This window comes from Agrobacterium sp. 22-210-1, assembly GCF_053522525.1.
Genome location: NZ_JBNWCI010000001.1, coordinates 303,203 through 325,863 on the forward strand (window position 1 = coordinate 303,203; position 22,661 = coordinate 325,863).

Annotated in this window: 25 protein-coding genes; 16 read left to right on the plus strand and 9 right to left on the minus strand. The window is 59.0% G+C overall.

What is annotated here, in order from left to right:
- The first annotated feature begins 462 nt into the window (after window positions 1-462).
- Entirely contained in the window at window positions 463-786 is a 324-nt protein-coding gene (locus ACQZ5F_RS01515; protein WP_046797913.1) for an ArsR/SmtB family transcription factor, read from the plus strand.
- A 138-nt stretch (window positions 787-924) separates the two neighbouring features.
- Here the strand turns inward: ACQZ5F_RS01515 and ACQZ5F_RS01520 are convergent, their stop codons facing one another.
- Window positions 925-2,100: a DUF3095 domain-containing protein gene (locus ACQZ5F_RS01520; protein WP_046797914.1), complete on the minus strand. Its 1,176-nt coding sequence runs from the start codon at window positions 2,098-2,100 to the stop codon at window positions 925-927.
- Window positions 2,101-2,386: 286 nt separating this feature from the next.
- Between ACQZ5F_RS01520 and ACQZ5F_RS01525 the strand changes: the two genes are divergently transcribed.
- The 4 genes from ACQZ5F_RS01525 to queF all read left to right on the plus strand — a co-directional run bounded on the left by ACQZ5F_RS01525 (window position 2,387) and on the right by queF (window position 5,500).
- On the plus strand, window positions 2,387-3,493 hold the full coding sequence (locus tag ACQZ5F_RS01525) for a branched-chain amino acid ABC transporter substrate-binding protein (protein ID WP_046797915.1): 1,107 nt from the start codon (window positions 2,387-2,389) through the stop codon (window positions 3,491-3,493).
- Window positions 3,494-3,559: 66 nt separating this feature from the next.
- Window positions 3,560-3,961, plus strand: a complete 402-nt coding sequence (locus ACQZ5F_RS01530) for a glyoxalase superfamily protein (protein ID WP_225339214.1) — start codon at window positions 3,560-3,562, stop codon at window positions 3,959-3,961.
- A 154-nt stretch (window positions 3,962-4,115) separates the two neighbouring features.
- Window positions 4,116-5,018: a cation diffusion facilitator family transporter gene (locus ACQZ5F_RS01535; protein WP_225339345.1), complete on the plus strand. Its 903-nt coding sequence runs from the start codon at window positions 4,116-4,118 to the stop codon at window positions 5,016-5,018.
- 17 nt (window positions 5,019-5,035) lie between these two features.
- Window positions 5,036-5,500 carry a preQ(1) synthase gene (gene queF / locus ACQZ5F_RS01540; RefSeq protein ID WP_052818355.1) on the plus strand — a complete coding sequence of 155 codons (465 nt, stop codon included), beginning with the start codon at window positions 5,036-5,038 and terminating at the stop codon, window positions 5,498-5,500.
- 25 nt (window positions 5,501-5,525) lie between these two features.
- Here the strand turns inward: queF and ACQZ5F_RS01545 are convergent, their stop codons facing one another.
- A complete protein-coding gene (locus ACQZ5F_RS01545) occupies window positions 5,526-6,281 on the minus strand; it encodes a DUF2076 domain-containing protein (protein ID WP_225246171.1) in 756 nt (251 codons plus the stop codon).
- A 99-nt stretch (window positions 6,282-6,380) separates the two neighbouring features.
- The gene (locus tag ACQZ5F_RS01550) at window positions 6,381-6,971 is read right to left on the minus strand and encodes a HupE/UreJ family protein (protein WP_225339213.1); all 591 of its coding nucleotides are present in this window, start codon (window positions 6,969-6,971) and stop codon (window positions 6,381-6,383) included.
- A 232-nt stretch (window positions 6,972-7,203) separates the two neighbouring features.
- Here ACQZ5F_RS01550 and ACQZ5F_RS01555 point away from each other — a divergent pair, with 232 nt between their 5' ends.
- A complete protein-coding gene (locus ACQZ5F_RS01555) occupies window positions 7,204-7,785 on the plus strand; it encodes an ATP-dependent Clp protease proteolytic subunit (protein ID WP_046797919.1) in 582 nt (193 codons plus the stop codon).
- A 171-nt stretch (window positions 7,786-7,956) separates the two neighbouring features.
- On the opposite strand, the gene ACQZ5F_RS01560 is transcribed toward ACQZ5F_RS01555, so the two are convergent.
- Window positions 7,957-8,214 carry a pentapeptide MXKDX repeat protein gene (locus ACQZ5F_RS01560; protein ID WP_046797920.1) on the minus strand — a complete coding sequence of 86 codons (258 nt, stop codon included), beginning with the start codon at window positions 8,212-8,214 and terminating at the stop codon, window positions 7,957-7,959.
- Between the two features lie 219 nt (window positions 8,215-8,433).
- Here ACQZ5F_RS01560 and ACQZ5F_RS01565 point away from each other — a divergent pair, with 219 nt between their 5' ends.
- The gene (locus tag ACQZ5F_RS01565; protein ID WP_046797921.1) at window positions 8,434-8,949 is read left to right on the plus strand and encodes a sigma-70 family RNA polymerase sigma factor; all 516 of its coding nucleotides are present in this window, start codon (window positions 8,434-8,436) and stop codon (window positions 8,947-8,949) included.
- Window positions 8,946-9,590: an NrsF family protein gene (locus tag ACQZ5F_RS01570; protein ID WP_225246173.1), complete on the plus strand. Its 645-nt coding sequence runs from the start codon at window positions 8,946-8,948 to the stop codon at window positions 9,588-9,590. Before ACQZ5F_RS01565 ends, ACQZ5F_RS01570 begins: the two co-directional genes overlap by 4 nt.
- Window positions 9,591-9,653: 63 nt before the next feature.
- Here ACQZ5F_RS01570 and ACQZ5F_RS01575 read toward each other — a convergent pair whose 3' ends face one another.
- Window positions 9,654-10,736 (minus strand): esterase-like activity of phytase family protein, encoded by a 1,083-nt coding sequence (locus tag ACQZ5F_RS01575; RefSeq protein ID WP_225339212.1) that lies wholly within the window; start codon window positions 10,734-10,736, stop codon window positions 9,654-9,656.
- 281 nt (window positions 10,737-11,017) lie between these two features.
- Between ACQZ5F_RS01575 and ACQZ5F_RS01580 the strand changes: the two genes are divergently transcribed.
- The 4 genes from ACQZ5F_RS01580 (at window position 11,018) to leuA (ending at window position 14,752) form a co-directional block, all read left to right on the plus strand.
- Window positions 11,018-12,196, plus strand: a complete 1,179-nt coding sequence (locus ACQZ5F_RS01580; protein WP_225339211.1) for a benzoate/H(+) symporter BenE family transporter — start codon at window positions 11,018-11,020, stop codon at window positions 12,194-12,196.
- A gap of 36 nt (window positions 12,197-12,232) precedes the next feature.
- Entirely contained in the window at window positions 12,233-12,526 is a 294-nt protein-coding gene (locus tag ACQZ5F_RS01585) for a BrnT family toxin (RefSeq protein WP_080841934.1), read from the plus strand.
- Entirely contained in the window at window positions 12,483-12,725 is a 243-nt protein-coding gene (gene brnA / locus ACQZ5F_RS01590; RefSeq protein WP_046797926.1) for a type II toxin-antitoxin system BrnA family antitoxin, read from the plus strand. Before ACQZ5F_RS01585 ends, brnA begins: the two co-directional genes overlap by 44 nt.
- 317 nt (window positions 12,726-13,042) lie before the next feature.
- Complete coding sequence (gene leuA / locus ACQZ5F_RS01595) at window positions 13,043-14,752, plus strand: 2-isopropylmalate synthase (RefSeq protein ID WP_225339210.1); 1,710 nt, start codon at window positions 13,043-13,045, stop codon at window positions 14,750-14,752.
- Window positions 14,753-14,838: 86 nt separating this feature from the next.
- Here leuA and ACQZ5F_RS01600 read toward each other — a convergent pair whose 3' ends face one another.
- Complete coding sequence (locus ACQZ5F_RS01600) at window positions 14,839-15,789, minus strand: metallophosphoesterase family protein (protein WP_046797928.1); 951 nt, start codon at window positions 15,787-15,789, stop codon at window positions 14,839-14,841.
- A 65-nt stretch (window positions 15,790-15,854) separates the two neighbouring features.
- Between ACQZ5F_RS01600 and ACQZ5F_RS01605 the strand changes: the two genes are divergently transcribed.
- On the plus strand, window positions 15,855-16,346 hold the full coding sequence (locus ACQZ5F_RS01605) for an NUDIX domain-containing protein (RefSeq protein WP_052818093.1): 492 nt from the start codon (window positions 15,855-15,857) through the stop codon (window positions 16,344-16,346).
- A gap of 16 nt (window positions 16,347-16,362) precedes the next feature.
- Here the strand turns inward: ACQZ5F_RS01605 and ACQZ5F_RS01610 are convergent, their stop codons facing one another.
- The gene (locus ACQZ5F_RS01610; RefSeq protein WP_448731019.1) at window positions 16,363-17,355 is read right to left on the minus strand and encodes a glutathione S-transferase family protein; all 993 of its coding nucleotides are present in this window, start codon (window positions 17,353-17,355) and stop codon (window positions 16,363-16,365) included.
- 296 nt (window positions 17,356-17,651) lie between these two features.
- Between ACQZ5F_RS01610 and ACQZ5F_RS01615 the strand changes: the two genes are divergently transcribed.
- Entirely contained in the window at window positions 17,652-18,221 is a 570-nt protein-coding gene (locus ACQZ5F_RS01615; RefSeq protein ID WP_046797931.1) for a GNAT family N-acetyltransferase, read from the plus strand.
- Between the two features lie 303 nt (window positions 18,222-18,524).
- Window positions 18,525-19,838: an MFS transporter gene (locus ACQZ5F_RS01620; protein ID WP_046797932.1), complete on the plus strand. Its 1,314-nt coding sequence runs from the start codon at window positions 18,525-18,527 to the stop codon at window positions 19,836-19,838.
- A 58-nt stretch (window positions 19,839-19,896) separates the two neighbouring features.
- On the opposite strand, the gene ACQZ5F_RS01625 is transcribed toward ACQZ5F_RS01620, so the two are convergent.
- A complete protein-coding gene (locus ACQZ5F_RS01625) occupies window positions 19,897-20,862 on the minus strand; it encodes an MBL fold metallo-hydrolase (protein ID WP_448731018.1) in 966 nt (321 codons plus the stop codon).
- Between the two features lie 87 nt (window positions 20,863-20,949).
- On the opposite strand from ACQZ5F_RS01625, the gene ACQZ5F_RS01630 reads away from it, so the two are divergent.
- Window positions 20,950-21,903, plus strand: a complete 954-nt coding sequence (locus ACQZ5F_RS01630) for a LysR family transcriptional regulator (RefSeq protein WP_448731017.1) — start codon at window positions 20,950-20,952, stop codon at window positions 21,901-21,903.
- A gap of 323 nt (window positions 21,904-22,226) precedes the next feature.
- On the opposite strand, the gene ACQZ5F_RS01635 is transcribed toward ACQZ5F_RS01630, so the two are convergent.
- On the minus strand, window positions 22,227-22,640 hold the full coding sequence (locus tag ACQZ5F_RS01635) for a GNAT family N-acetyltransferase (protein ID WP_225246589.1): 414 nt from the start codon (window positions 22,638-22,640) through the stop codon (window positions 22,227-22,229).
- Between the last annotated feature and the right edge of the window lie 21 nt (window positions 22,641-22,661).

Consider the following 22,661-nt stretch of genomic DNA (forward strand, 5'->3'; position numbering starts at 1 on the left):
GTTATACCTTCCCATGGTAGCAAAGAATATTTTTGGTATCACAAGTTATGCATGAAAATAATTACTAATAAAAATCATATTGCAAATTTCGAGAAAATTGCGCAAAGTTAATCTAGATTCTGTAGGCCGTTGCTAAATTTAAGGTGGTATAAGATTGCAGCCTCAAAACCGGTCACTGGTCGTCAGGATTTATACGCTCAAATTCTGATCGTTTGCTGCTTATAAATACTACCGCTAATACATAAGGTTATTGATAAATTGATAAAAATCAGGCAAAAAGATTATAATTTAGTCGCGATGTCTTAAGTAAATAAATGATCAAGAATAGTCTTTGAAAGGGACACGATATAAGCAAGATTTAGGTATATACAACGTATCCGCCGAATTATAAAAACTTCTTTTGGAACACCTATTATAGCCACCATGACGGTCTTTCCGACTGTCATCAGGAGACTTGAGCGTATGGATAACCAATCTCTGTCGGAACATAGCATCGCCGCTGCAGACTTGCTCTCAGCGATGGCGAATCCCAAGCGCCTGATGATCTTATGCACGCTGGTGGATACGGAAGTGCCGGTCGGTGTTCTCGCTTCGCAGGTTGGTCTCAGCCAGTCCGCTCTTTCGCAGCATCTTTCCAAATTGCGTGCGCAACGGCTGGTCAAGACACGACGGGATGCGCAGACCATCTATTATTCCAGCAATTCCGAATCCGTCAAAAAAATCCTCGCATCCCTCGAGGAAATTTATTGCCAGGTGCAGAAGAGCAGCAGCAAGACTGCCGCTTGATCCCACGGCCATTTTCAGGCCTTTACGGCAACATATCCGTTGAAACCGGCGCACGACGCCGGTTTTTCGTTTTCGGGTCCTGCGTTTGCATCAGAGGGTTCATAGGGCAAAGAGATGCGCCTCTCACACCGGCGGGTTTCAGGAGGATGGCGCCGCCTGCATCTGTCGTTTGAGGCGGCTCGACGCAGCCGCATATCCGCCATCTGCGCCGTCCACGAAATGCATGTGATCTCGCGAAAGCGGCGAGGGAACGATACAGGTCATCAAGGCAGCCCCCTGCTCGTGCAGGCCGAAATAACAGGTTCCGGACAAGCGGGCCTGTTCCAGCCGGGCATGGATTTTTTCGAGCCGCGCGGCGTCTATGTCCACCGTCATCTTCAGCCCGTCATCGAATTTTCTGAAATCGGTATTGCTGGCCACCGAGCGCCGGTAACGCATGGCATTGAACCGTCCAAGCGATAGTCCCGTCCGGCCGAGGAGATTGACGAGCAGGCTTTCGCCGAGGATGCGCAGCGAACGGCGCTTCTGCCCCCAGCCATCGTGATAGGCCGCGCCGGCCTTTGCTTCCAGATCGAGGCCTTCTCCAACAAAACCGAGCTTCGGTCCGTCCTCCGGCACGGGGTGGCCATGTCTTGCATCCTGTGCGGCCAGGTCAACGAGATCGACGACCAGTTGCCGGAAGGCGGGCATATCCTGCGACGGTCCCGGCACGGCGATGATCGACACCACCTTGCCATGGGTGGCCGGAATGGGGTTCCAGCGACATGAGAGGCCAGTGAGATCCGGCCGCTCACCGGCTGCGGCGGCTGGCAGGGTATATTGCCCGTCTTTCATCCGCGCTTCCGCCCAGCTGTTGCCGCCGCCCGAAAACATGGCGTAGGAAACATCTTCGCTTGCCTGAAAGCGTGCGACCCTGACATCGAAGCCGTTTGTGCGGATGTCTTCGATCGGGACCAGGGCGACCCGCATCGAAAGGTCGAGATCGTCCTTCACCCAGCGCTGCACGTTCGAAAGAGCGATGCCTGCAAGCGGCAGTCCGTTTGCGGGCACGGCGACGGCAGCGCCATCGCCGCCGAAGACGAAGGGCAGGTCGTGGCGGCCAAGACTGTTCGAGACGCCTGATATGACCGCCGCGCCGGCCATGTTGACGGACTTGTATCTGCCGGCGCCGATTGCGGCCGTCGAATCGACGATATCGGCGATGGCCAATCCCCATCCCGGCGGCAGGGCGCGGTAAAGCGCCGGGTCTGCCACGTCTTCAAAATGCCGGAAGACGGGGAGGCCCGTCAGAAATGCGTCATCTGCTGCGATCATGCCGGCATTATCCTCTTCTGGCAGGCAAACGCCAAGGGTTTACGAAGGGTCGATTATCGGTTCTGATGGCGCAATCATGACGGGCGGGGCGATTGATTTACAGGTAATAGACCTTATCCAACAAAGGTGACTTGCATAAATCATCAAACCTTCCGTATGAGTTGAGATTGAAGGCTCGGAATTCAAACATGGAACGAGTTTTCGCCGGGAGGCGTCCGATAGGTTTCATTCGATCAACGCCCATGGCGCTCACCGGGTCCGCGACCCCTTTTAAGGAGACACCAGGATGAAACTGAAGACATTGACCAGCGTGACGCTTGCAGCGTCCTTCGCATTCGCACCCCTTGCCCATGCCGAAATCGTCATCGGGCTGATTGCGCCGCTGACCGGCCCTGTCGCCGCCTATGGCGACCAGGTCAAGAACGGCGCCCAGACGGCAGTCAATGAAATCAACAAAAAGGGCGGTATCCTCGGCGAACAGATCGTGCTGAAGCTGGCCGACGATGGCGGTGAGCCGAAGCAGGGCGTTTCCGCGGCCAACCAGCTCGTTGCCGAAGGCATTCATTTCGTCGTTGGTCCGGTGACGTCGGGCGTCGCCATTCCGGCATCGGATGTCTTTGCCGAAAACGGCGTGCTGATGATCACTCCCACGGCAACTGCGCCGGGCCTGACGAACCGTGGCCTTTCCAACGTCTTCCGCACCTGCGGTCGTGACGACCAGCAGGCCGAGGTTGCGGCGAAATACGTTCTCGCCAACCTCAAGGACAAGAAGATCGCCATCATTCACGACAAGGGCGCTTACGGCAAAGGTCTCGCGGATGCCTTCAAGGCAACGCTGAATGCCGGCGGCGTGACCGAAGTTCTCTATGATGCGCTGACACCGGGCGAAAAGGATCTCGGCGCGCTGACGGCCCGCCTGAAGTCCGACAATGCCGATATCGTCTATTTCGGCGGTTACCATCCGGAAGCCGGTCTTCTGGTGCGCCAGCTGAAGGACATCGGCTCCAAGGCCGCCGTCATCGGCGGTGACGGCCTGTCGAACAGCGAGTTCTGGAACATTGGTTCGCAGGCTGGCGAAGGCACGATCTTCACCAACGCCTCCGACGCGCTGAAGAACGATGACAGCAAGGCCGCAGCCGAAGCGCTGAAGGCCGCCAACATTCCGGCGGAAGCCTTCACCCTCAATGCCTATGCTGCCGTTGAAGTGTTGAAGGCCGGCATCGAGAAGGCTGGAAGCGCCAAGGATGCCGAAGCGGTTGTCAAGGCTCTGAAGAGCGGCGATGCTTTCGCCACGGCCATCGGCAAGGTCACCTATGGCGAGAATGGCGACCTGACGTCGCAGACCTTCTCGCTCTTCAAGTGGCAGGACGGCAAGATCGTCGCCGCCGAATAAGTTGACGATACCGGCCGCACCCGTTGCGGCCGGTCTTCTTTTATGGCCTGAAAAGGGGCAGTGAGAATGGGCGACGCCGGGAAGCACAGCCTTTCAGAAATCGGTTTCGAGCGGACATTCCCGATCGTCAGGATTTTCGACGAGGCCAAGGCGCGGGAGTTTTATGTCGATTTTCTCGGTTTCGAGGTCGACTGGGAACATCGCTTCGGCGACAATTTCCCGCTTTATATGCAGGTATCGCGCGCCGGAATGGGGCTGCACCTCAGCGGCCACCACGGCGATGCGACGCCGGGCTCCAACATCTTTGTCACCATGCGCGGCGTTCACGCTTTTCAACAGGAACTGGCGGCACATGATTATCGCTTCATGAAGCCGGGCGTCGAAGAACTGCCATGGGGCGATGTGATGGAAATCACCGATCCCTTCGGCAACCGCATCCGTTTCTGCGAACAGAAAAGCGAGGATTGAGGTCGTTGATGCGACCTTGAGGCTCTTGACCTTGCCGGCGGTTTGAACGATAGAAAACCCAATAGCGAACCGCGCGCACGGAGACCCCGTGCGCGCGGTTCGTGCGTTTTGGCAGTCGGTCATGCAATTCGTTCGCATCCGCACGGGGGCAAAAATGAACAGTGAAGGCAATGCACTGGTAAGGAAGCTCGCATTCTGGGGCATTCCACTTTCTTTCGGCGTGCTGGGCCTCAAGCTTCTGGCCTGGTGGGTCACGGGGTCCGTCGCACTTCTGTCTGATGGTCTGGAATCGACCGTCAACGTGGTCGCGGCCTTCATCGCCTATTTCGTCATCCGGTATGCGCAGAAACCTGCCGATGACGACCACCAGTTCGGCCATCACAAGGCGGAATATATTTCCGCCGTCGTGGAAGGCGTGCTGATCGTTGTTGCCGCGCTGTTGATCGTGCAGGAAGCGTGGGGCGGCCTCTTCAATCCGAGGCTGCCGGAAGCGCCGGTTCTCGGTCTTGCCATCAACGCATTTGCAGCGGTCATCAATGCCGTCTGGGCGACGACCCTGATCCGTGTCGGCAGGAAATACGCTTCCCCGGCGCTTGCCGCCGATGGTCATCACATCATGTCCGATGTCGTGACGTCAGCGGGCGTTCTCGTCGGCCTCATTCTGGCGCTTCTGACGGGTTACGCCATTCTCGATCCGCTGCTCGCCATACTGGTTGCCATCAACATCCTGTTTCAGGGATCGAAGGTCATCCTGCATTCGCTTGGCGGGCTGATGGACCGGGCGGTGGAGCCGGAAGAAGACGAGGCGATCAAGAAGGCGATTGCCGAACATTCCGGCGGCGTCATGGGCGTGCATGACCTTAGAACCCGGCGCGCCGGTTCTGCGGCTTTCATCGATTTCCACGTGGTCGTTCCCGCCACGATGACGGTGCGGGAGGCGCATGATATTTGCGACCGCCTTGAAGATGCCATAAGGGAGGTCATACCGGGCGCCAGCCTTGCCATTCACGTCGAGCCGGAAGGCGAAAAGGCGCATGGCGTCAAAGTCATTGTATGAATGAACAGGAGTTTTCCATGTCCGTGACGGATGTTTCCGGCCTGTCGCAGCTGGGCACGAAGGTCGATACGCCCGAGAGCCCGGAAAAGGCCATTCTCGAAAAAGTGCCGAACGGCAATGCCGGCACCGATTACGTCGTGCGCTTCACCGCGCCCGAATTCACCTCGCTTTGCCCGATGACCGGCCAGCCGGACTTCGCTCATATCGTCATCGATTATATTCCGGGTGATTTCCTGGTGGAATCGAAGTCGCTGAAGCTTTTCCTGCAATCCTTCCGCAACCACGGCGCATTCCACGAGGATTGCTCGGTCTATATCGCCAAGCGTCTGGTGGAGCTGCTGCAGCCGAAATGGCTGCGCATCGGCGCTTACTGGTATCCGCGTGGCGGCATTCCCATCGACGTCTTCTGGCAGACCGGAGCGGCGCCCGAAGGCGTGTGGCTGCCGGATCAGGGCGTCGCGCCTTATCGCGGTCGGGGCTGATCCGGCTGTTTAGACGCATCAAGATTCAGGCGAACGAACCGTCGTCGCCTGAATCGGAATCCATATCGTCGGCGCTGTCATCATAATCGGCCTGCTGTGTATTGTCGTCATCGTCGTCGTTATTCTGCTGGCTGGCGCTGTCGCCGTAATAATTGTTGACGACGGTTTCCTCGACGGGGGCGTTACCCGCCGCATTACCGCCGCCGAAGGGTGAACCGAGCCCGAGCGACGACATGTGGCTGCCGAAAATGCCGCTCAACGAATTGGCAAGCAGCATGCCGCCTGCGACGCCGGCGGCCGTGCCGAGCGCGCCCTGCAGAAATCCACCACCTGAACGCCCAACGGCAGTAGGTTGCTGGCTCCAGGGGCCGCTGGGTTGCTGTTGACCCGCCTGAGATCCCCACGGACCGGCCGTCTGACCGGCGGTATCGTTGCGCCATGAGGTTGGCGCCACAGCAGGGGCTGGCGTTGGTGCGGGTGGCTGAGGCTGGCCGGTGCCGAAAATGGAACTCAGGAACCCGCCCTGTGCGGCCGTCTGCGGGGCGCCATTGCCGCTTTCCAGCGCATGGATGCGTTCTTCGAGCTGCCTGATATGGGCTGCTGCCGCTTCCAGCCCTTTTTCCTGAACGATCACCGCCTGGGCGAGATAATAGGGGGCTGCGGGCTGATCGCGCACGGCGTCTGCGATCAATGTTTCCGCCTCGCGGTCACGCGGGGTGGCGGATGCGGTTTTGGTCCTGTCGAACAGGGCCTTGAGAAGCTGGCTTTCTTCCGGTGACATATGCTGCCTCCTTACCGTGAAGCGTAAATCCACGATAAGGAGGTAGGCCTCAATTTTGGCTTTTCAAAGCGGTCGAATTTTAAATTTCGGTAATGATCGTCAGCCGCCCAGGGCAAGCGACAGGCCGGCGATTGCCGTCAGCGCGCCGATGGTGCGGCTTGCCGCCGAGCCGAAACGGGAAATGCCAAGGCCAAGCGCGATGCCGGCCAGATGCAGCAGCGTGGTGGCGATCATGAAGCCAAGGCCGAATTGCCAGGCGCCTGCACTGCCCAGTTCACCACCATGGGCGTAGCCATGGAAAAGCGCGAACGCGCCGACAACCGCTGCCGCCGCCGCCGCGGGAAGCTTTGCCGCTGCGGCAACCAGCAGGCCGAGACCAATGACGGAGGCGAGAATGGCGGGTTCGACGAAGGGAAGACCGATACCGTAAACCGCCATCAGAAACCCGACGGCCATGGTGCCAACAAAAGCGGAGGGCACGATCCACAGGGCTTTGCGGTCACTGTCCGCCGTAGCGATCTGCGAGGCCCATATGCCGACGGCCACCATCGCCAGAATATGGTCCGCCCCAAAGAAGGGGTGGGAAACGCCGGCCATGAAGGAGCCGTGTTCTTCCGGGTTCAAATGGGCAAAGGCGGGCAGGGCGGTAACGCCGAGCGCGGCAGCGGCAAGGCTTAGTCTTTTCAGCATGTTTCCCTCTTTTGATTGTTGCCGCCGGTCAGGATCCTGGGCTTCCGGGCCGGGCGGCGCTGCAATAAGGGGTCAACGATATCGTGAACGCAAATATGCTGTCCATGCGTCATCTGCCGGGGGTGCTGTTTATTGTTCAGGCGCGAACCTTGTCTTTTTCGCTCATTGCCTTACGTAACAAGTCGCACTATGTCCGAAGGGCATGCAAGAATTACGCTGGAGAGAGCCGTTGATGAACGAAGACGAAGACGACAAGAGCAAGGAACTGCCGATCGGCAAGGAAACGGAAGCGAATCTTTTCAAGTCGCGTTCGATCTTCATCTATGGTGGCATCACGCAGGAACTGGCGCAGAAGGTCTGCACGCAGCTGGTCGCGCTTGCCGCCGCCAGTGACGATGACATTCGCGTTTACGTCAATTCACCGGGCGGTCACGTGGAATCGGGTGATTCCATCCATGACATGATCAAGTTCATCAAGCCGAAGGTCTATATCATCGGCACGGGCTGGGTCGCTTCCGCCGGCGCGCTGATCTATGTTTCGGTGCCGAAGGAACGGCGCCTTTGCCTGCCGAACACCCGCTTCCTGCTGCACCAACCCTCCGGCGGTACGCGCGGCATGGCATCCGACATCGAAATCCAGGCCCGCGAAATCATCAAGATGAACCAGCGCCTGATCAAGATCTTCTCCAAGGCCACCGGCCAGAGCGAAGAAAAGATCGCCAAGGATATCGATCGCGATTATTGGCTCGGCGCGGACGAGGCCAAGGATTACGGCCTCGTCGGCAAGATCGTCGAGAGCCAGTCGGAACTCTGAGTTTCTGATTATCTGTTGAAAAAGCCCGTGCCGGTGGAAACCGGCGCGGGCTTTTTCATTCAGGCTAGAGCATTTCCAGCCAAAGCGGGATCGTTTTACGTCAGGACAATGCGTAAAAACAAAGAGACGGAGTGTTTTCGCGTTTCGGAGAAAAGCGAAAATGCTCTGGTGTCATTTCATGGTGTCGCAGGCCTTCATCATGTCGGCCTTCTTCATCTTGTCCATTTCCATGCCAGCCTTGTGCATGCAGTCCTTCTTGCTGGCCATGGACATGCCGTCCTTTTTCATCGGTTCCATTTTCATTGTCTCAGGCTTCATGGCGTCTTTCTTCATCGTATCGGTTTTCATGCTGTCGGCATGGACGATGCCTGCGAAAGACAGGGCGGACAGCATGGAAGCGACGGCAACGGCTGCAGAAATGCGGGTCATGAAAGGTCTCCTCTGGACGTCATCTTGTGTCCGCCGGCGTTGTGCCGGGGGTTCACGACTCTCCATTCGGTCGGAAACGGCCTATCGTTACAGCTTCACGGTCTTGTGACGGCATATTCGGGCGAGATTTTTTTAAAGCCATTATGTAACAATATCCTTCGGACTGCGAATAACCCGATAGTGACGATGACAGGCAGCCTTTCGGAAGAAACATTAAAGATATTGATGCTGCGTTCCCTTGACGGGGACGATAGCGCCTACAGGCATTTGCTCCACGCCTTGCGCCGGTTGCTTATTGCCTATTACGGGCGGCGCATGGCCTCCACTTCCAGAGGCGATGTGGAAGATCTTGTGCAGGAAACCCTTTTGTCGCTTCACGCCAAACGGGAGACCTATGATCGTGCGCGACCGTTCACGGCCTGGTTCTTTTCGATCGCGCGCTACAAGCTCATCGACCACTATCGTGGCAGGGGCGGGCGCATGCGGGCGGAAGTCGAGCTCGATGAAACGCTGGAGGCCGAGCCAACCATCGATGCGGTGACGGCACGCATGGATGTGGAGCGGCTGCTCGACGACTTGCCGGAACGGCAACGCGACCTCATTCGCAATGTGAAGCTTGAGGGGCAGTCGATTGCCGAAGCGGCAAAAAAATCCGGCCAGACCGAGCTTGCGGCAAGGGTCGGCATCCACAGGACGCTGAAAGTCCTGGCGGCAAAATTGCGGGGAGATTCGTGAGAAAGACGGACGACATCATTGATCAACTGGCGGGTGACCTCAGGCCCGTATCCGCGTTTGCGATGGAGCGCAGGCTCGCGCTTGCGGTCTTGCCCGCACTCGGCATTTCGCTGGTGCTGATGCTCGTCATTCTCGGGCTGCGCGTCGATATGGATGATGCTTTCACCGAACTGGGTTTCTGGATCAAGTCAGCCTACAATGCCGTGCTGGCCGTGGCTGCATTTGTCGCCATCAGGCGCCTTTCCAGCCCCGAAGGGGACAGTGGTCTTTTCTTTGTTTGGCTTGCGCTGATTTTCGTCGCGATGGTGGCGATAGCGCTTGTCCAACTCGGTTTTGCCGTGCCGGGCAGTTATCGCGCCCTTATTCTGGGATCGTCGGCGCTGCATTGCCCGTTTCTGATCGCGGCTTTTTCACTTCCCGTGTTTTCGGCGAATTTCGCTGTTCTCAAGCGCTCCGCCCCGGCTAACCCCACGCTTGCCGGTTTTGTCGGTGGCCTTGCAGCGGGTGCGGCGGGAGCCTGGGTCTATTCCTGGTTCTGCACCGAAAACGGCATGGCATTCGTGTTGATCTGGTATTCGCTGGGCATTCTCATGATGGGCCTGATCGGTGCCTTTGCGGGTTCCCGTTTTCTGCGCTGGTGAAAGGCACTTTTCTTGCCGGCTCCGAACGTGGTCCGGAGCCGGTATCTCATGCCGTCACTGACTTCACTGACCCAGATTGGCGGGAATTGCGAAGGCTGCGAATTGGGTGAACTGCTTGCCAGGATTGAAATTATCGTCCGAGGCGATGAAGAAAAGCTGCTTGCCATCCACCACCGGTCCGAATGCGAAGCTTTCGATGTTGTCGATGTCGAGCCCGAAATCGCCTTCGTTGATCTCAAACCACGGGGTTTTCGATACGGCGCGCACATTCGCCGCCTCGATCTTGTCCTTGCCGAGGATGTTTTCTGCGCCGGACAGGTCGGCAATGAAAAAGCGGATATGGTTGCCGACGCCGGAAGCGAAATTGCGCTCTACAGTGACGAATCGACCATCCGGCATGGCGGCGATGGCGGAGAGACCATTGTCGTTGTATTTCGGCTCGGCGGCTGTCGGGGTCTTGGAGATCGCCTCGGTGACATAGACATGTTCGGCGACCGGCTTCAGTGTCGCCGTGTCGATGACGAGGATACGGGCCGGGCTGCCGGCCTGCGGGGTTGCCTTCTGGCCGTCCTGGGTCAGCGCGTTTTCCGTGGCGGCGATCAGCCGGTCGGATGACAGGGTCAGGCCTTCAAAGCCGAGATTGTTCTGCACGCCCCTGGTCTTTGCATCATTGACGAGATAGGCGTCAGGCAGTTCCAGCCGTTTCACATTGCCGCCATCGAGGTCCGACACATAGATCGCCGGCTGGTTTTTCAGGTCGCGTTCCGAGGACCAGTAGAGCTTGCCGGCCTTGCGGTCGCGCGCGATGCCTTCGGCGTCGATGCCCTTCAGCGCGAAGGCTGCGCCGGTCTCGTCCTTCAGTTCGCGCGTGGCGGCGATGTTCAGCGTGACGACACCTTCCGTGACGGCCAGTTCCAGCTCGTAATAACGGGCAGGGCCTTTTTCGACACGGTCATCGGAAATAGCCAGATAACGGCCGGTTTCGCTATCAAAACTCAGATCGGAAATGCCGCCGAAAGCGACGCCATTGATCGAGAGGCCGGAAGGCACGATGATTTGGCCGAGAAAGGCGGGCGGCGGCGGGGTCTGGGCGGCGGCCGGAAGGGCCACAAGGCAGAAAGCGGCGATGGTGGCGATGCGAAACATGGCAAGGTCCCTCTTGTGGCGGATGGTCCTGTTGGGATGGATGCCGCGAGGATTAGCGCCCTGCCGCTAAACTTTGATGACGTTTTCCGTATCTCCGTACCTGAAGTCCGGCGGTTCATCTTGCCAGGCCTTGTCTTTTTTGATCCTGACTATAGTCATGCTTCATCCAAAGCGTGTCGCGCCGTCCGGATTCGCGCCCTACGCTTCAAATTTTGTTCCTGCCTGTCGCCCCGCGGTCCGCTGCGGTTCTTGCGACTGGCAGCAGGCCCGCAGAGTGCTTCATGCTGAAAGATTTTTCCGTCCAGAGCCTGTTCATGGGATGCCTTACCGCCTTTGTCGGGTTTGCCAGCTCCTTTGCCGTCGTGCTGCAGGGACTGAAAGCCGTCGGCGCGACGGATTTCGAGGCTGCCTCCGGGCTGATGGCACTTTCGGTGGCGATGGGGCTTTGCGCCATCGTTCTTTCCGTCACCACCCGGCTGCCGATCAGCATTGCCTGGTCGACGCCGGGTGCGGCCCTTCTGGCAACCACCGGGGTGATCGAAGGCGGATTTCCGGCGGCTGTCGGCGGTTTCATCATCTGCGCCGTCCTGATCATCATCGCCGGCCTGTTCAAGCCGCTCGGGCGCGCGGTTGCCTCCATTCCCGCGCCGCTTGCCAATGCCATGCTGTCAGGTGTCATCATCGGCCTGTGCTTTGCGCCGATCAAGGCGATCGGCTTTAACCCGGCGCTCGGCCTGCCGATCATTCTCGCCTGGATCGTGGTTGGGGCTTTCCGGCGGCTTTTCGCCGTGCCTGCGGCGCTTGCTGCCTTCGTGCTTGTCATGATTTTCGGGGTCGATATTCCGGCGGGCGCGCTCGATAGCGTGGCGCAATCGCTGACGCCGCCGATGGAATGGGTAACGCCCGTCTTCAGCCTGCACGCCGTCGTCTCCATAGCGCTGCCGCTGTTCATCGTCACCATGGCCTCGCAGAACATTCCCGGCATCGCGGTGCTGAAGGTCAATCATTACGATCCGCAACCCGGACCGCTTTTCGCCACGACGGGCTTCTTCTCGCTGCTGTCCGCCCCCTTCGGCGGCCATGCCGTCAATCTTGCGGCGATCACGGCGGCGATGTGCGCGGGCGAGGACGCCCATGCCGATCCCAAACGTCGCTATTGGGCTGCGATCATCGGCGGTGTCGGTTATATCATCTTCGGCCTGTTGGCTGGCGTGGTCACGGCATTCGTGGCGCTGGCGCCGCCCATTCTCATTCAGGCGGTGGCAGGGCTGGCGCTGGTCGGCGCCTTTTCTGGCTCTGCCGTCGCGGCTTTCAAGGAGCCAGAGACGCGAGAGGCGGCTGCGATCACCTTTCTCATCACGGCCTCGGGCCTCTCCTTCGGCGGTGTTTCCGGGGCTTTCTGGGGGCTGATCGGCGGCGGGTTGATGATGGCGTTGCAGCGGCTGGTGAAGCGTGGTTAAGTAGTGGAAATGGTATAGTTTTTATATTATATTCTTCTGGTATTCGAATTTGATCCGGTAAAGAGCGCTGGGAATAAAGACAAGCACGGCATTGATTTTGTCGACGCGCAGGCATTGTGGCACGATAAATACGGTTTGACGGTTACCGCGAACGGTATTGGAGAAGAGCGGCTCGCGCTCATCGCTCTTCTCGGAGAGAAATTGTGGCTGGCTGTCCATACATTGCGAGGCGGCCGTATTCGCATCATTTCCGTGCGCCGTGCCCGTGAATTAGAGAGGCATCATTATGAAGACCATAAGCGTAGAAGAATTCGACAGGGTGGCCGATGATGGCGAAGACATCAGCGAATATCTCGACTGGTCGACGGCGCGGCATCTCAACATCGAACCCAAGCGCGTCAACATCGATTTTCCGACATGGGTCGTCAACGATCTCGACAACGAAGCGCGACGTCTCGGAGTGACCCGGCAGTCGCTTGTCAAATTGTGGATCGCCGAAAGACTAGAGAATGGCAGGCAAGTAAAATAACCTGCGCATCACAAGATCACTTGTCAGACCGCCAGCCGCTGTTTATACACGTCGCCATGAGCAACAGCATCGCAACCATTTTCGGCATGAGCGCGCAGATTTTTGCGAAGGCCTCGCCGTGCGGTGCACTCTCGCTTCTTAGCCTCGACCTTACACGCGGTTGCCGGGTCCAGTGAGGAGCGCCCGGCGGCCGAAAGCCCGCTGGCGCAAACGCTCCTCATCTCGAAATCTCATTTTATACTGGATTTAGGCTCTAAAGGGCCGCGCATCCGCCGATGGCTTGAAGAAGCCCGCGGACTGCGCAAGGAGGAAGCGAAATGGACGGCAAGATCACCAATATTTCCAAGGGCATGAACGACGCGAGCGTGAAGTATCGCCCTTACCCGACCATCAATATCCCCGATCGTACATGGCCGGGCAAGACCATCGACAAGGCGCCGATCTGGTGCTCGGTGGACCTGCGCGATGGCAACCAGTCGCTGGTCAACCCCATGGGCCACGACCGCAAGGCCCGCATGTTCAAGCTGCTGCTGGAAATGGGTTTCAAGGAAATCGAGATCGGTTTTCCTTCCGCCTCGCAGACGGATTTCGATTTTGCCCGCTGGTGCGTGGAAGAGGGCAATGTGCCTGACGACGTCTCCCTGCAGGTGCTGGTGCAGTGCCGCCCGGAGCTGATTACCCGCACCTTCGAGGCGCTGCGAGGCGCCAACAAGCCGATCATCCATTTCTACAATTCCACCTCGGAATTGCAGCGCCGTGTCGTGTTCGGCAAGGATGTGCACGGCATCAAGCAGATTGCCGTCGATGCCGCCAAGATGATCACCGACATGGCGGCCAAGGCCGGTGGTGGTTTCCGCTTCGAATATTCGCCTGAGAGCTTTACCGGCACCGAACTGGAAGTGGCGCTGGAAATCTGCAACGCCGTGGTCGAGGTGGTGAAGCCGACGGCGGACAACAAGCTGATCCTGAACCTGCCTTCCACCGTTGAGATGGCGACGCCGAACATCTATGCCGACCAGATCGAATGGATGTGCCGCAATATCGACAACCGCGAAAACGTCATCATCTCGCTGCATCCGCATAATGACCGCGGCACCGGCATCGCCGCGACCGAGCTGGGCCTGATGGCTGGTGCGGACCGTGTCGAAGGCACGTTGTTCGGCAATGGCGAGCGCACCGGCAATGTCGACGTCGTGACGCTGGCGCTGAACATGTATACGCAGGGCGTCGATCCGGAACTGGATTGCCGCGATATCGAGCGCATCAAGGCCGTCTATGAATATTCCAACGAGATGACGATTCCAGAGCGCCATCCTTATGTCGGCGAACTGGTCTATACGGCGTTTTCCGGCTCGCATCAGGATGCGATCAACAAGGGCATGAAGGCGATCAAGGTTGCCAACCATCCCGTCTGGGAAGTGCCCTATCTGCCGATCGACCCGAAGGATGTCGGCCGTTCCTACGAGGCGATCATCCGCATCAACTCGCAGTCCGGCAAGGGCGGCATCGCTTATATTCTCCAGCAGGATTACGGCATCAACCTGCCGCGCAACCTGCAGGTGGAATTCCGCGAGGAGATCCAGCGCATCACCGATGAAGAAGGCGTCGAACTGCCGGCCAAGCGCATCTATGAACGCTTTATCGAGCGTTATGTGACGCAGCCGAATGCGCGCATCAAGTTCGTCGATCACCACACCTATCCGGCCGGCGATTTCAAGGGTGTGCGCATCGTTGCCGCCGAAATTACCGACAATGGCGAGGTGAAGCGCATCGAGGGCAAGGGCACCGGCCCGATCGACGGGTTCATCAATGCGCTGTCGGTCTATCTCGGGGTTGATCTGTCGGTGAATGATTATTCCGAGCATTCGCTGCAGCATGGCTCCAATGCTTCGGCCATCGCTTATGTCGAGATGGAGCATCCGGGCGGCAAGCTGTTCGGGGCAGGCGTCAATACGAATATCGTGGCGGCGTCGCTGGAGGCGATTGTTTCGGCGGCTAATCGGGTGCTGGAAGAGCGGGCTAAGTAAGCTTGTTTTGAGGGTGGGGCTTTACCCCCTCTGCCCTGCCGGGCAGAGGGGGTAAAGCCCCACCCGCGAACCTTGATCTCGCGAACCTATTCCCTCGGCAAAGAAAACCCCAGCGGCCGCCCGTTTTCATAAAATACCCGCACATCCTCCAGCGCCACGCCCGTCCCCGTCTCATCAAGACTATGGCGCTCGCAGGTGACGTTCCAGGTGCCGGGACCACCGGAAATATGAAAGAGATTATAGGCCGCGCGCGGTTTTTCACCGCCCGGTCCCTGGCTGGCGGAGGAAATGCCGACGACCGGGATGTGGTCTTCCCCGTGATGGGTGTTCAGCCAGTACACCGTATTCAAATGGGTATGACCGTGCAGCACGAGTTCCGCGCCACCGACGCCGAGAGCGGCGGCAAAGCGACGAACGCCGAACATGCGTTTATGGGCGGCAGTGGCGCCCCGGATCGGCGGATGATGGATCATCACAACGCGAAAAAGGCCCTGTTCACCGGCTTTTTTCAAAAGCTCCGCCGTCGCGCGCGCCTGTCGGTTGCCGAAATAGCCGGTTGCCGAAAAGGGCGGTGTGGCAATCGAGGTGGAGCAGCCGATCAGTGCGACGGGACCACGCACGCGCATATAGGGGAAAATCTTGCGGTCGTCGTCCCATTCCGGCGGGTCGCCATCGCCGCGCACATAGGGGTACCAGGCCTGCATGGCCTTGTCGTGCGCGCCGGAAACGTAGGCGTCATGATTGCCGGGAACGACGGACGTCTTTTCAGGATCGCCCACTTCCTCCAGCCAGTCGGCGGCGGCACGAATTTCAATGCCGGTCGCAAGATTGACGAGATCGCCGGTAATAGCCAGATGATCCGGCGATTTGCTCTCGAGATCGTCGAGCAGTTTTTCCAGCGTATCGGTGAAGAGATGCTTGCGGCGGTTGCGGTGCCAGTTGACGAAACCGGTGATACGCTTGGATGCAAGTTCCCGGAAAGTGAGTTTCGGCAGTGGCCCTAAATGGACGTCTGAAATATGCGCAAGTTTGAACATGGCGGCAGAGATAACCTATGATATGTCGCACGTCCAATAAAAGCCGGCCGGCGGGGGAAACCAGGGTGAATGACGAGACAACCGAGCGACAGGCCCGTCCGTTCCATATGCGTGTCTTCATCCGCTTTCTGCATTTCGTTTTCCTGCTCACGCGGGGCGCCACGCTTGGGGTGCGTGCGGCCTGTTTCGATGAAAATGGCAGGATTTTTATGGTGCGGCACACCTATCTGCCCGGCTGGTATCTGCCGGGCGGTGGCGTGGAGCGCGGCGAAACCCTGCTTGCGGCGCTGCACAAGGAAATCCGCGAGGAAGGCAATCTCGAAGCGGCTTCTAAGCCAGAGCTTTTCCACGTCTATCTCAATCTGGAAGGCAGCAATCGCGACCATGTCGCGCTTTACCGGCTTGATGTCATCCAGACCCGGCCGAAAAAGCCGGATCATGAAATTGCCGAAAGTGGTTTTTTCGACCTTTCGGCTTTGCCTGAAGGGGTGACACCCGCCACCCACCGCCGCCTTGCGGAACTTGCCGGCAGAGCGGCGGTTACCGATCACTGGTAACGGCGGCGGCTTTCCTTCAGGCAAGCGTCTCGCGGCCATGGGCCATGGTCAGGTCCAGCTCGGGTCCGACGGGCACGATGCCGGTCGGGTTGATGGTACGGTGGCTGCGGTAATAATGCTCCTTGATGTGGCGCATATCCACCGTGTCAGGCACGCCCGGCGTCTGGTAAAGGTCGCGCAGGTAACCCGTCAGGTGCGGATAGTCGTGGATGCGGCGGATATTGCATTTGAAATGACCGACATAGACAGGGTCGAACCGCACCAGCGTCGTGAACAGGCGCCAGTCCGCTTCCGTCTGCTCCGTACCGAACAGGAAGCGTCTGTCTTTCAGGCGATCTTCCAGCGTATCAAGCGTTTCAAACACCTTCACGGCATTCTGCTGATAAGCATCCTGCGTGGTGGCGAAACCGGCCTTGTAGACGCCGTTATTGACGGTGTCATAGATCACGTCGTTCAGCGCATCGATCTCGGCGCGCAGCGCTGCGGGATAATAATCCGTGTTCGATCCGGTAAGGTCGTTGAAGGCAGAGTTGAACATGCGGATGATTTCCGCCGATTCATTGGAGACGATGGTGCCACGCTGTTTGTCCCAGAGCACCGGCACGGTGACGCGCCCGGAATATTTGGGGTCCGCCCGGGTATAGACCTGCCAGAGCGTGGAGGAACCGAACAGGTGGTCCTCCGTCGCGCCCGGGGTGCGTTCGCCCTCAGGCTTGAATTCCCAGCCATTTTCCAGCATCAGCGGATCGACAACGGAAACCGAGATCAGGTCTTCCAGCTTTTTCAGCTTGCGGAAGATCAGGGTCCGGTGCGCCCAGGGGCAGGCGAAGGAGACATAGAGGTGGTAGCGATCCTTCTCCGCCTTGAAACCGCCTTCGCCCGAAGGGCCGGGGGTGCCGTCGACCGTCACCCAGTTGCGGAACTGCGAGGCGCCGCGCTTGAAATGCCCTTTGGTTTCCTTGGTGTCGTACCAGACGTCTTTCCATACGCCTTCCACCAGCATGCCCATGACGATCTCCTTGATTGTTTCCTTGACGGCGATCCTAACCGTTCCTTGTCGTCTCGCGAACCCGCAAGGCGTTGAACAATGCGTTTCCGCTCTTGCCTGGGCTGAATAAGATGGCTTCGAGATTTGTTCTGGACGGGTGGGAATTTTCCTGATAACTGCAATTTTCACAAATCTGAGGAAATTACTGACTATGATCGAACCACGGATGCTCCGACGACGCTGACGCTCCTGAACGCCCTTACCGGCGCAGCCGTCACCTATTGTCGCACCCGCATTCTGGAAGTTTCGGTCTCTTCATGTCCAAGCACGATCTTGTCTACCTCACCGAGGACGCGTCGCACGACGCCATCATCGACGTCATCAACGAAGAAGCATTTGGTCCCGGCCGGCACACCCGTGCGGCAGCACGCATCCGTGAGCAGGGGCCGCATGACCGGTCGCTGTCCTTCGTCTGCGCCGATGACGGCGAAACCATTGCTTCGGTGCGCATGACGCCGGTTCTGGCGGGCGATGTGAAGGGCCATATGCTCGGGCCCCTTGCCGTTCGGCCCTCGCACAAGAACATGGGCATCGGCCGGGAACTCGTTCGGATCGCCATCGCGGCTGCCCGGCGGAAGGGTTCCGAAGCCGTGATCCTGATCGGCGATCCGCCCTATTACATGCCGCTCGGTTTCGAGAAGGTCGCTTATGCGGCGCTCGATTTTCCGGGACCGGTCGACCCGAACCGGGTGCTGGTCGTGCCTGTCGGTGACGACGTGCACCAGCGGCTGAAGGGCAGGATCGGCTGGCGCAAATGCGAGGCCGTGATGCCGGCCGCTGCGGCGGAAGATGAGGGTTTTGAGGAGCCGCTCAGGGTTTACGGCTGAGGGGTTATCCGAAGGGGCAGCTTTGCCTTTTCTCGCCAGTGCTTCTGTCTTCCCTCATTCCTGTGCTTGTCACAGGAATCTAGCCGACGCGCGTCCGCGCGACGCGAAGACTCTTTTCAGCCCAAGGACTTAGGCTGGCTGGATCCCTGTGACAAGCACAGGGATGAGGGGGGAGCGCAGGGGGTCGCCTATCGTTGCGCCGAGCATTTCGTTTCAACGAGCGCACTCCTCCACAGAATTCAATTCCGTTTCCTCCCCCTATACGATAGCAAATCAAAGTACATTTCTTCAAAGGGGCGGGGCATGACGGCGATTACCATGAACGATGCGCTGGAGCGCGCGGGCGCAGGCGCCTATCAGCGGCGGCTGATGGGCATTTTCGGCCTCGTCTGGGCGGCGGATGCCATGCAGGTTCTGGCAGTTGGTTTCACCGCCGCCTCGATTGCCGCAACCTTTGGCCTGACGGTGCCGCAGGCGCTGCAGACCGGAACGGCGTTCTTCTTCGGCATGTTGCTGGGTGCCGCCGGTTTTGGGCGGCTGGCGGATCGTTATGGCCGTCGCCGGGTGCTGATTGTCACCGTGGCCTGTGATGCCCTGTTCGGCGTGCTTTCGATATTCTCTCCCGATTTCACCATTCTGCTCATCCTGCGTTTTCTCACCGGTGCCGCCGTGGGCGGCACGCTGCCGGTGGATTACGCGATGATGGCCGAGTTCCTGCCTGCCAAAAATCGCGGCCGCTGGTTGGTCTTTCTGGAAGGCTTCTGGGCCGTCGGGACGCTGATCGTGGCGCTGGCGGCCTGGGGCGCCAGCCTCGCCGGCGTCGCCGATGCCTGGCGTTATATTTTTGCCGTGACGGCCTTTCCGGCCGTCCTCGGTCTTGGGCTTCGCTTTCTGGTGCCGGAATCGCCGCTTTACCTGCTGCGCAGCGGGCGATTGGAGGAGGCCAAGGCCGTCGTCAACCGTATGCTGGTGACGAATGGCCGTGCGCCGCTCGATGCCGCGACCGGACTTTTCCAGCCTGACGTGGCCAAGGGGCAGGGGATATTTTCACCGGCGCTCCGGCAGCGCAGCATGATGATCCTCACCATCTGGTTCCTCGTCTCCGTTTCCTATTACGGCGTCTTTACCTGGATGCCAGCGAAGCTGGCGGGAGACGGTTTCGGCTTCGTGCGCGGTTACGGGTTCCTCGTGCTGGTGGCGCTGGCGCAGATTCCCGGTTATGCGCTTGCCGCCTATGGTGTTGAAAAATGGGGTCGCAAGCCGACGCTGATCGGTTTTTGCCTGCTCTCCGCGCTTGGATGCCTGCTTTTCACGCTCGCTTCCGGCGGTGCGATGATTGCCGCCTCGCTTCTCATCATGAGCTTTGCGCTGCTCGGCACCTGGGGCGCGCTTTATGCCTTTACGCCGGAGCTTTACCCGACGGAATCACGGGCGACCGGCATGGGGGCTGCAGGCGCCATGGCAAGGCTGGGTGGCCTGCTGGCCCCGTCTCTGCTCGGTTATGCCATTGCGCAGGGCTTTGGTGTCGCGATCGGCATATTTGCCGGGCTGCTGGTGCTGGCGGCCATCGCGGCCACGATGATCAATGCGGAAACGCGGCAGGTGGCGTTGACCTGACTGCCGCTTAGGGGTGATGGCCTGATCTGATCCACGATCAGACCATTCTGTTCTGCGCTTACAGCGTCGTATAATTGACCGGCAGCCAGTCGTAATTGGTGCTGTCGGTGCGCACATGGCCGATGCCGGGGAAGGCGATATGCGCGCCGGCCACCAGATATCTGCCCTCCACCGCCTGTTTGAACGCCAGATCACGCGCGATGACGGCAGCCTTCTGGTCGACGTCGAACTCGATGGCCACATCAGGCTCATCGAACTGGAGGATATCGCCATGGGTGATATCGCCCCAGAAGACGATCTTCTGGCCGTCGCTTTCGACAACGATGCCGCTGTGGCCGGGCGTATGGCCGGCATAAAGGATCGAGCCGAGACCGGAGACCGGTGCGGCATTATCGCTGAAGGTCTCGAATTTACCGGCATCGATATAGGGCTGGATGCTTTCCTTGGCTTCGGCATAACCTTTCTTCAGCGCTTCAGGGGCTGCCTTGGCCTTTGCCTCGTCAAGCCAGAAGGCGGCTTCGCGCGCATTGACCCTGAGCGTCGCATTGGCAAAGACGCGTTTGCCATCTGCCGACAGTCCGCCGGAATGGTCCGTATGGATATGGGTGAGGATAATGTCGTCTATCTCGTCGGCCTTGTAACCGGAGGCCTCGATATTGGCGACGAGCCTGCCGAGGCTTGGGCCGAGATAGGTGCCGGTGCCCGCATCGATCAGCACCAGCCTGTCTCCTGTGTTGACCAGAAACGCATTGACCGACGTCGGTGTCTCTTCCGGCAGGAACGCATCCCTTAGCACCTTGGCCGCATGTTCCGGCGTGGTGTTGGTGTAGATTTTGGCGAGCGGCAGCGCAATGACGCCGTCCGAAAGGGCGGTGACTTCCACCTTGCCGACCATCAGCCGATAAAAAGCGGGTGCCTGCGTGGCAGCCAGGGGCGCCTTGGCAAATGCGACGGTGGGCGCAACGAAAGGTGCGGCGAAGATGGCACTGGCAGCGCCTTTGAGAAGTGAGCGGCGTGATGGCATGGGGAACTCCTGGGTTTGGGGAACGTCTTGAAAGTTTCCGAACTCCAGCTAAGTGTAGGGAGGCCAGCAATCAAATCGATGTGACTTATGCAAACTATCGATCATTTCAATCTCCGTTCCTTCGACCTCAATCTTCTCATCGCTTTCGATGCGATGATGGAGGAAATGAATGTCACGCGCGCCGCGCGGCGGCTGAAAATCCAGCAGCCGGCCATGAGCCACAACATCTCCACCCTGCGGACGCTGTTTCAGGATGAGCTTTTCATCCGCGTGGGACAGGAAATGAAGCCGACGGCGCGGGCGCTTAATCTGGCCGGGTCGGTGCGGCAGGCGCTCCGGCAGGCGCAGGCGGCGGTGATGACTGTGGATGTTTTCGATCCGGCAACGGAGCGACGCACCTTCCGGCTGGGCCTGTCGAGCGAGGTGGAACTGTTGCTGCTGCCGGACCTGACAGCGCGGTTGCGCGAGATCGCCCCGGGCATCCGCATTCTCGCCCGCAGCGGGCAGGAGCAGGAAATCACGGCGATGCTGGATACGGGTGTGATCGACATGGCGGTGGGATGCACCTATTCGAAAGAGCAGCGTCACCATTGCGAGCCGCTCTATTCCTCCAGCGTGCTTTGCTGTTTCAACCCGGCCCTGCTCGATCTGCCCAATCCCGTGGGACTGGACGCCTATATGGAGGCCAAACACGCGGTTATCTCGCAGACGGACAGCCTGCATGGCTGCATCAAGGATGCGCTGGAACTCAGCGGATTGGAAATCGATGTGGTCGCAGCCGCACCTGATTTCCTCTCGGTTCTGGCAACGGCGCGATCTTCGGCGGTGCTGGCCACCGTGTCCTCGCGCATCGCGCTGCGTTATGCGCCGATGCTCGGATTGGAGATAAGCCCGGTGCCCGTAACGCTCAATTTCCCGCCCGTTGCCATGGTCTGGACATTGCAGACCGACGCGGATGCCGGGGCCGTGTGGCTTCGCCAGCAAATCCGCGAGGCCATGGTTCGCAATGTGGATGTTGGGGTCTCGGGGATCGCCGCCTAGAGCATGTCTCCCAAAACTGTGCAGCGGTTTTGGGAGACATGCACAAAAACAAAGAGATAAAGCGCGTCGCATTTAATCTGCTTCCACAGTACGCGACACTTGAAATCATCGACGGCGCTGGGTGTCGTTATACCCCCTCTGTCCTGCCGGACATCTCCCCCTCAAGGGGGGAGATTGTTCCGTGGCGATGTCTCGCACCTCTCGACGGTCGAGAATGAAGCGGCGAGAAAGCCTCTTGCCGATCTCCCCCCTTGAGGGGGAGATGTCCGGCAGGACAGAGGGGGTAACGACGTGCGCGATCGTCTACGATTTTCAACAGCCTGCTAGAAGCGTTTCTCGAGCCAGGTGATCGATTGGCCGCTGGAAAGGGGGCCGAGCGAGCCGATCCTGGTGAAGCCGTAGCGTTCGTAGGTTCTCAGGGCATCCGGGTTCATCGTGTCGATATAGGCCCCCATGCAGCCGCGCTTTCTGGCTTCCTCCTCCGCCATTGCAAGCAGCTTCGCAGCTGTGCCCTGACCGCGCATGGTTTCCGGCACGAAGAGAAGCTGCACATAAAGCCAGCCGCGGCCGGTATATCCCACCAGACCGCCTGTCACAGTGTTCTCGTCATCGCGGATGGTGATGTTGAGGTCGCGTTTGTCGCTTTCGCCGAAACGGGCGAGATTATAGGCCACCAGCGGATCGCGGATGGCCTTTTCGGCCTCTGCATCCGCGACGTCGCTCAAAACGAAATTCATGTTCATCTTCCCAGGCCGCCG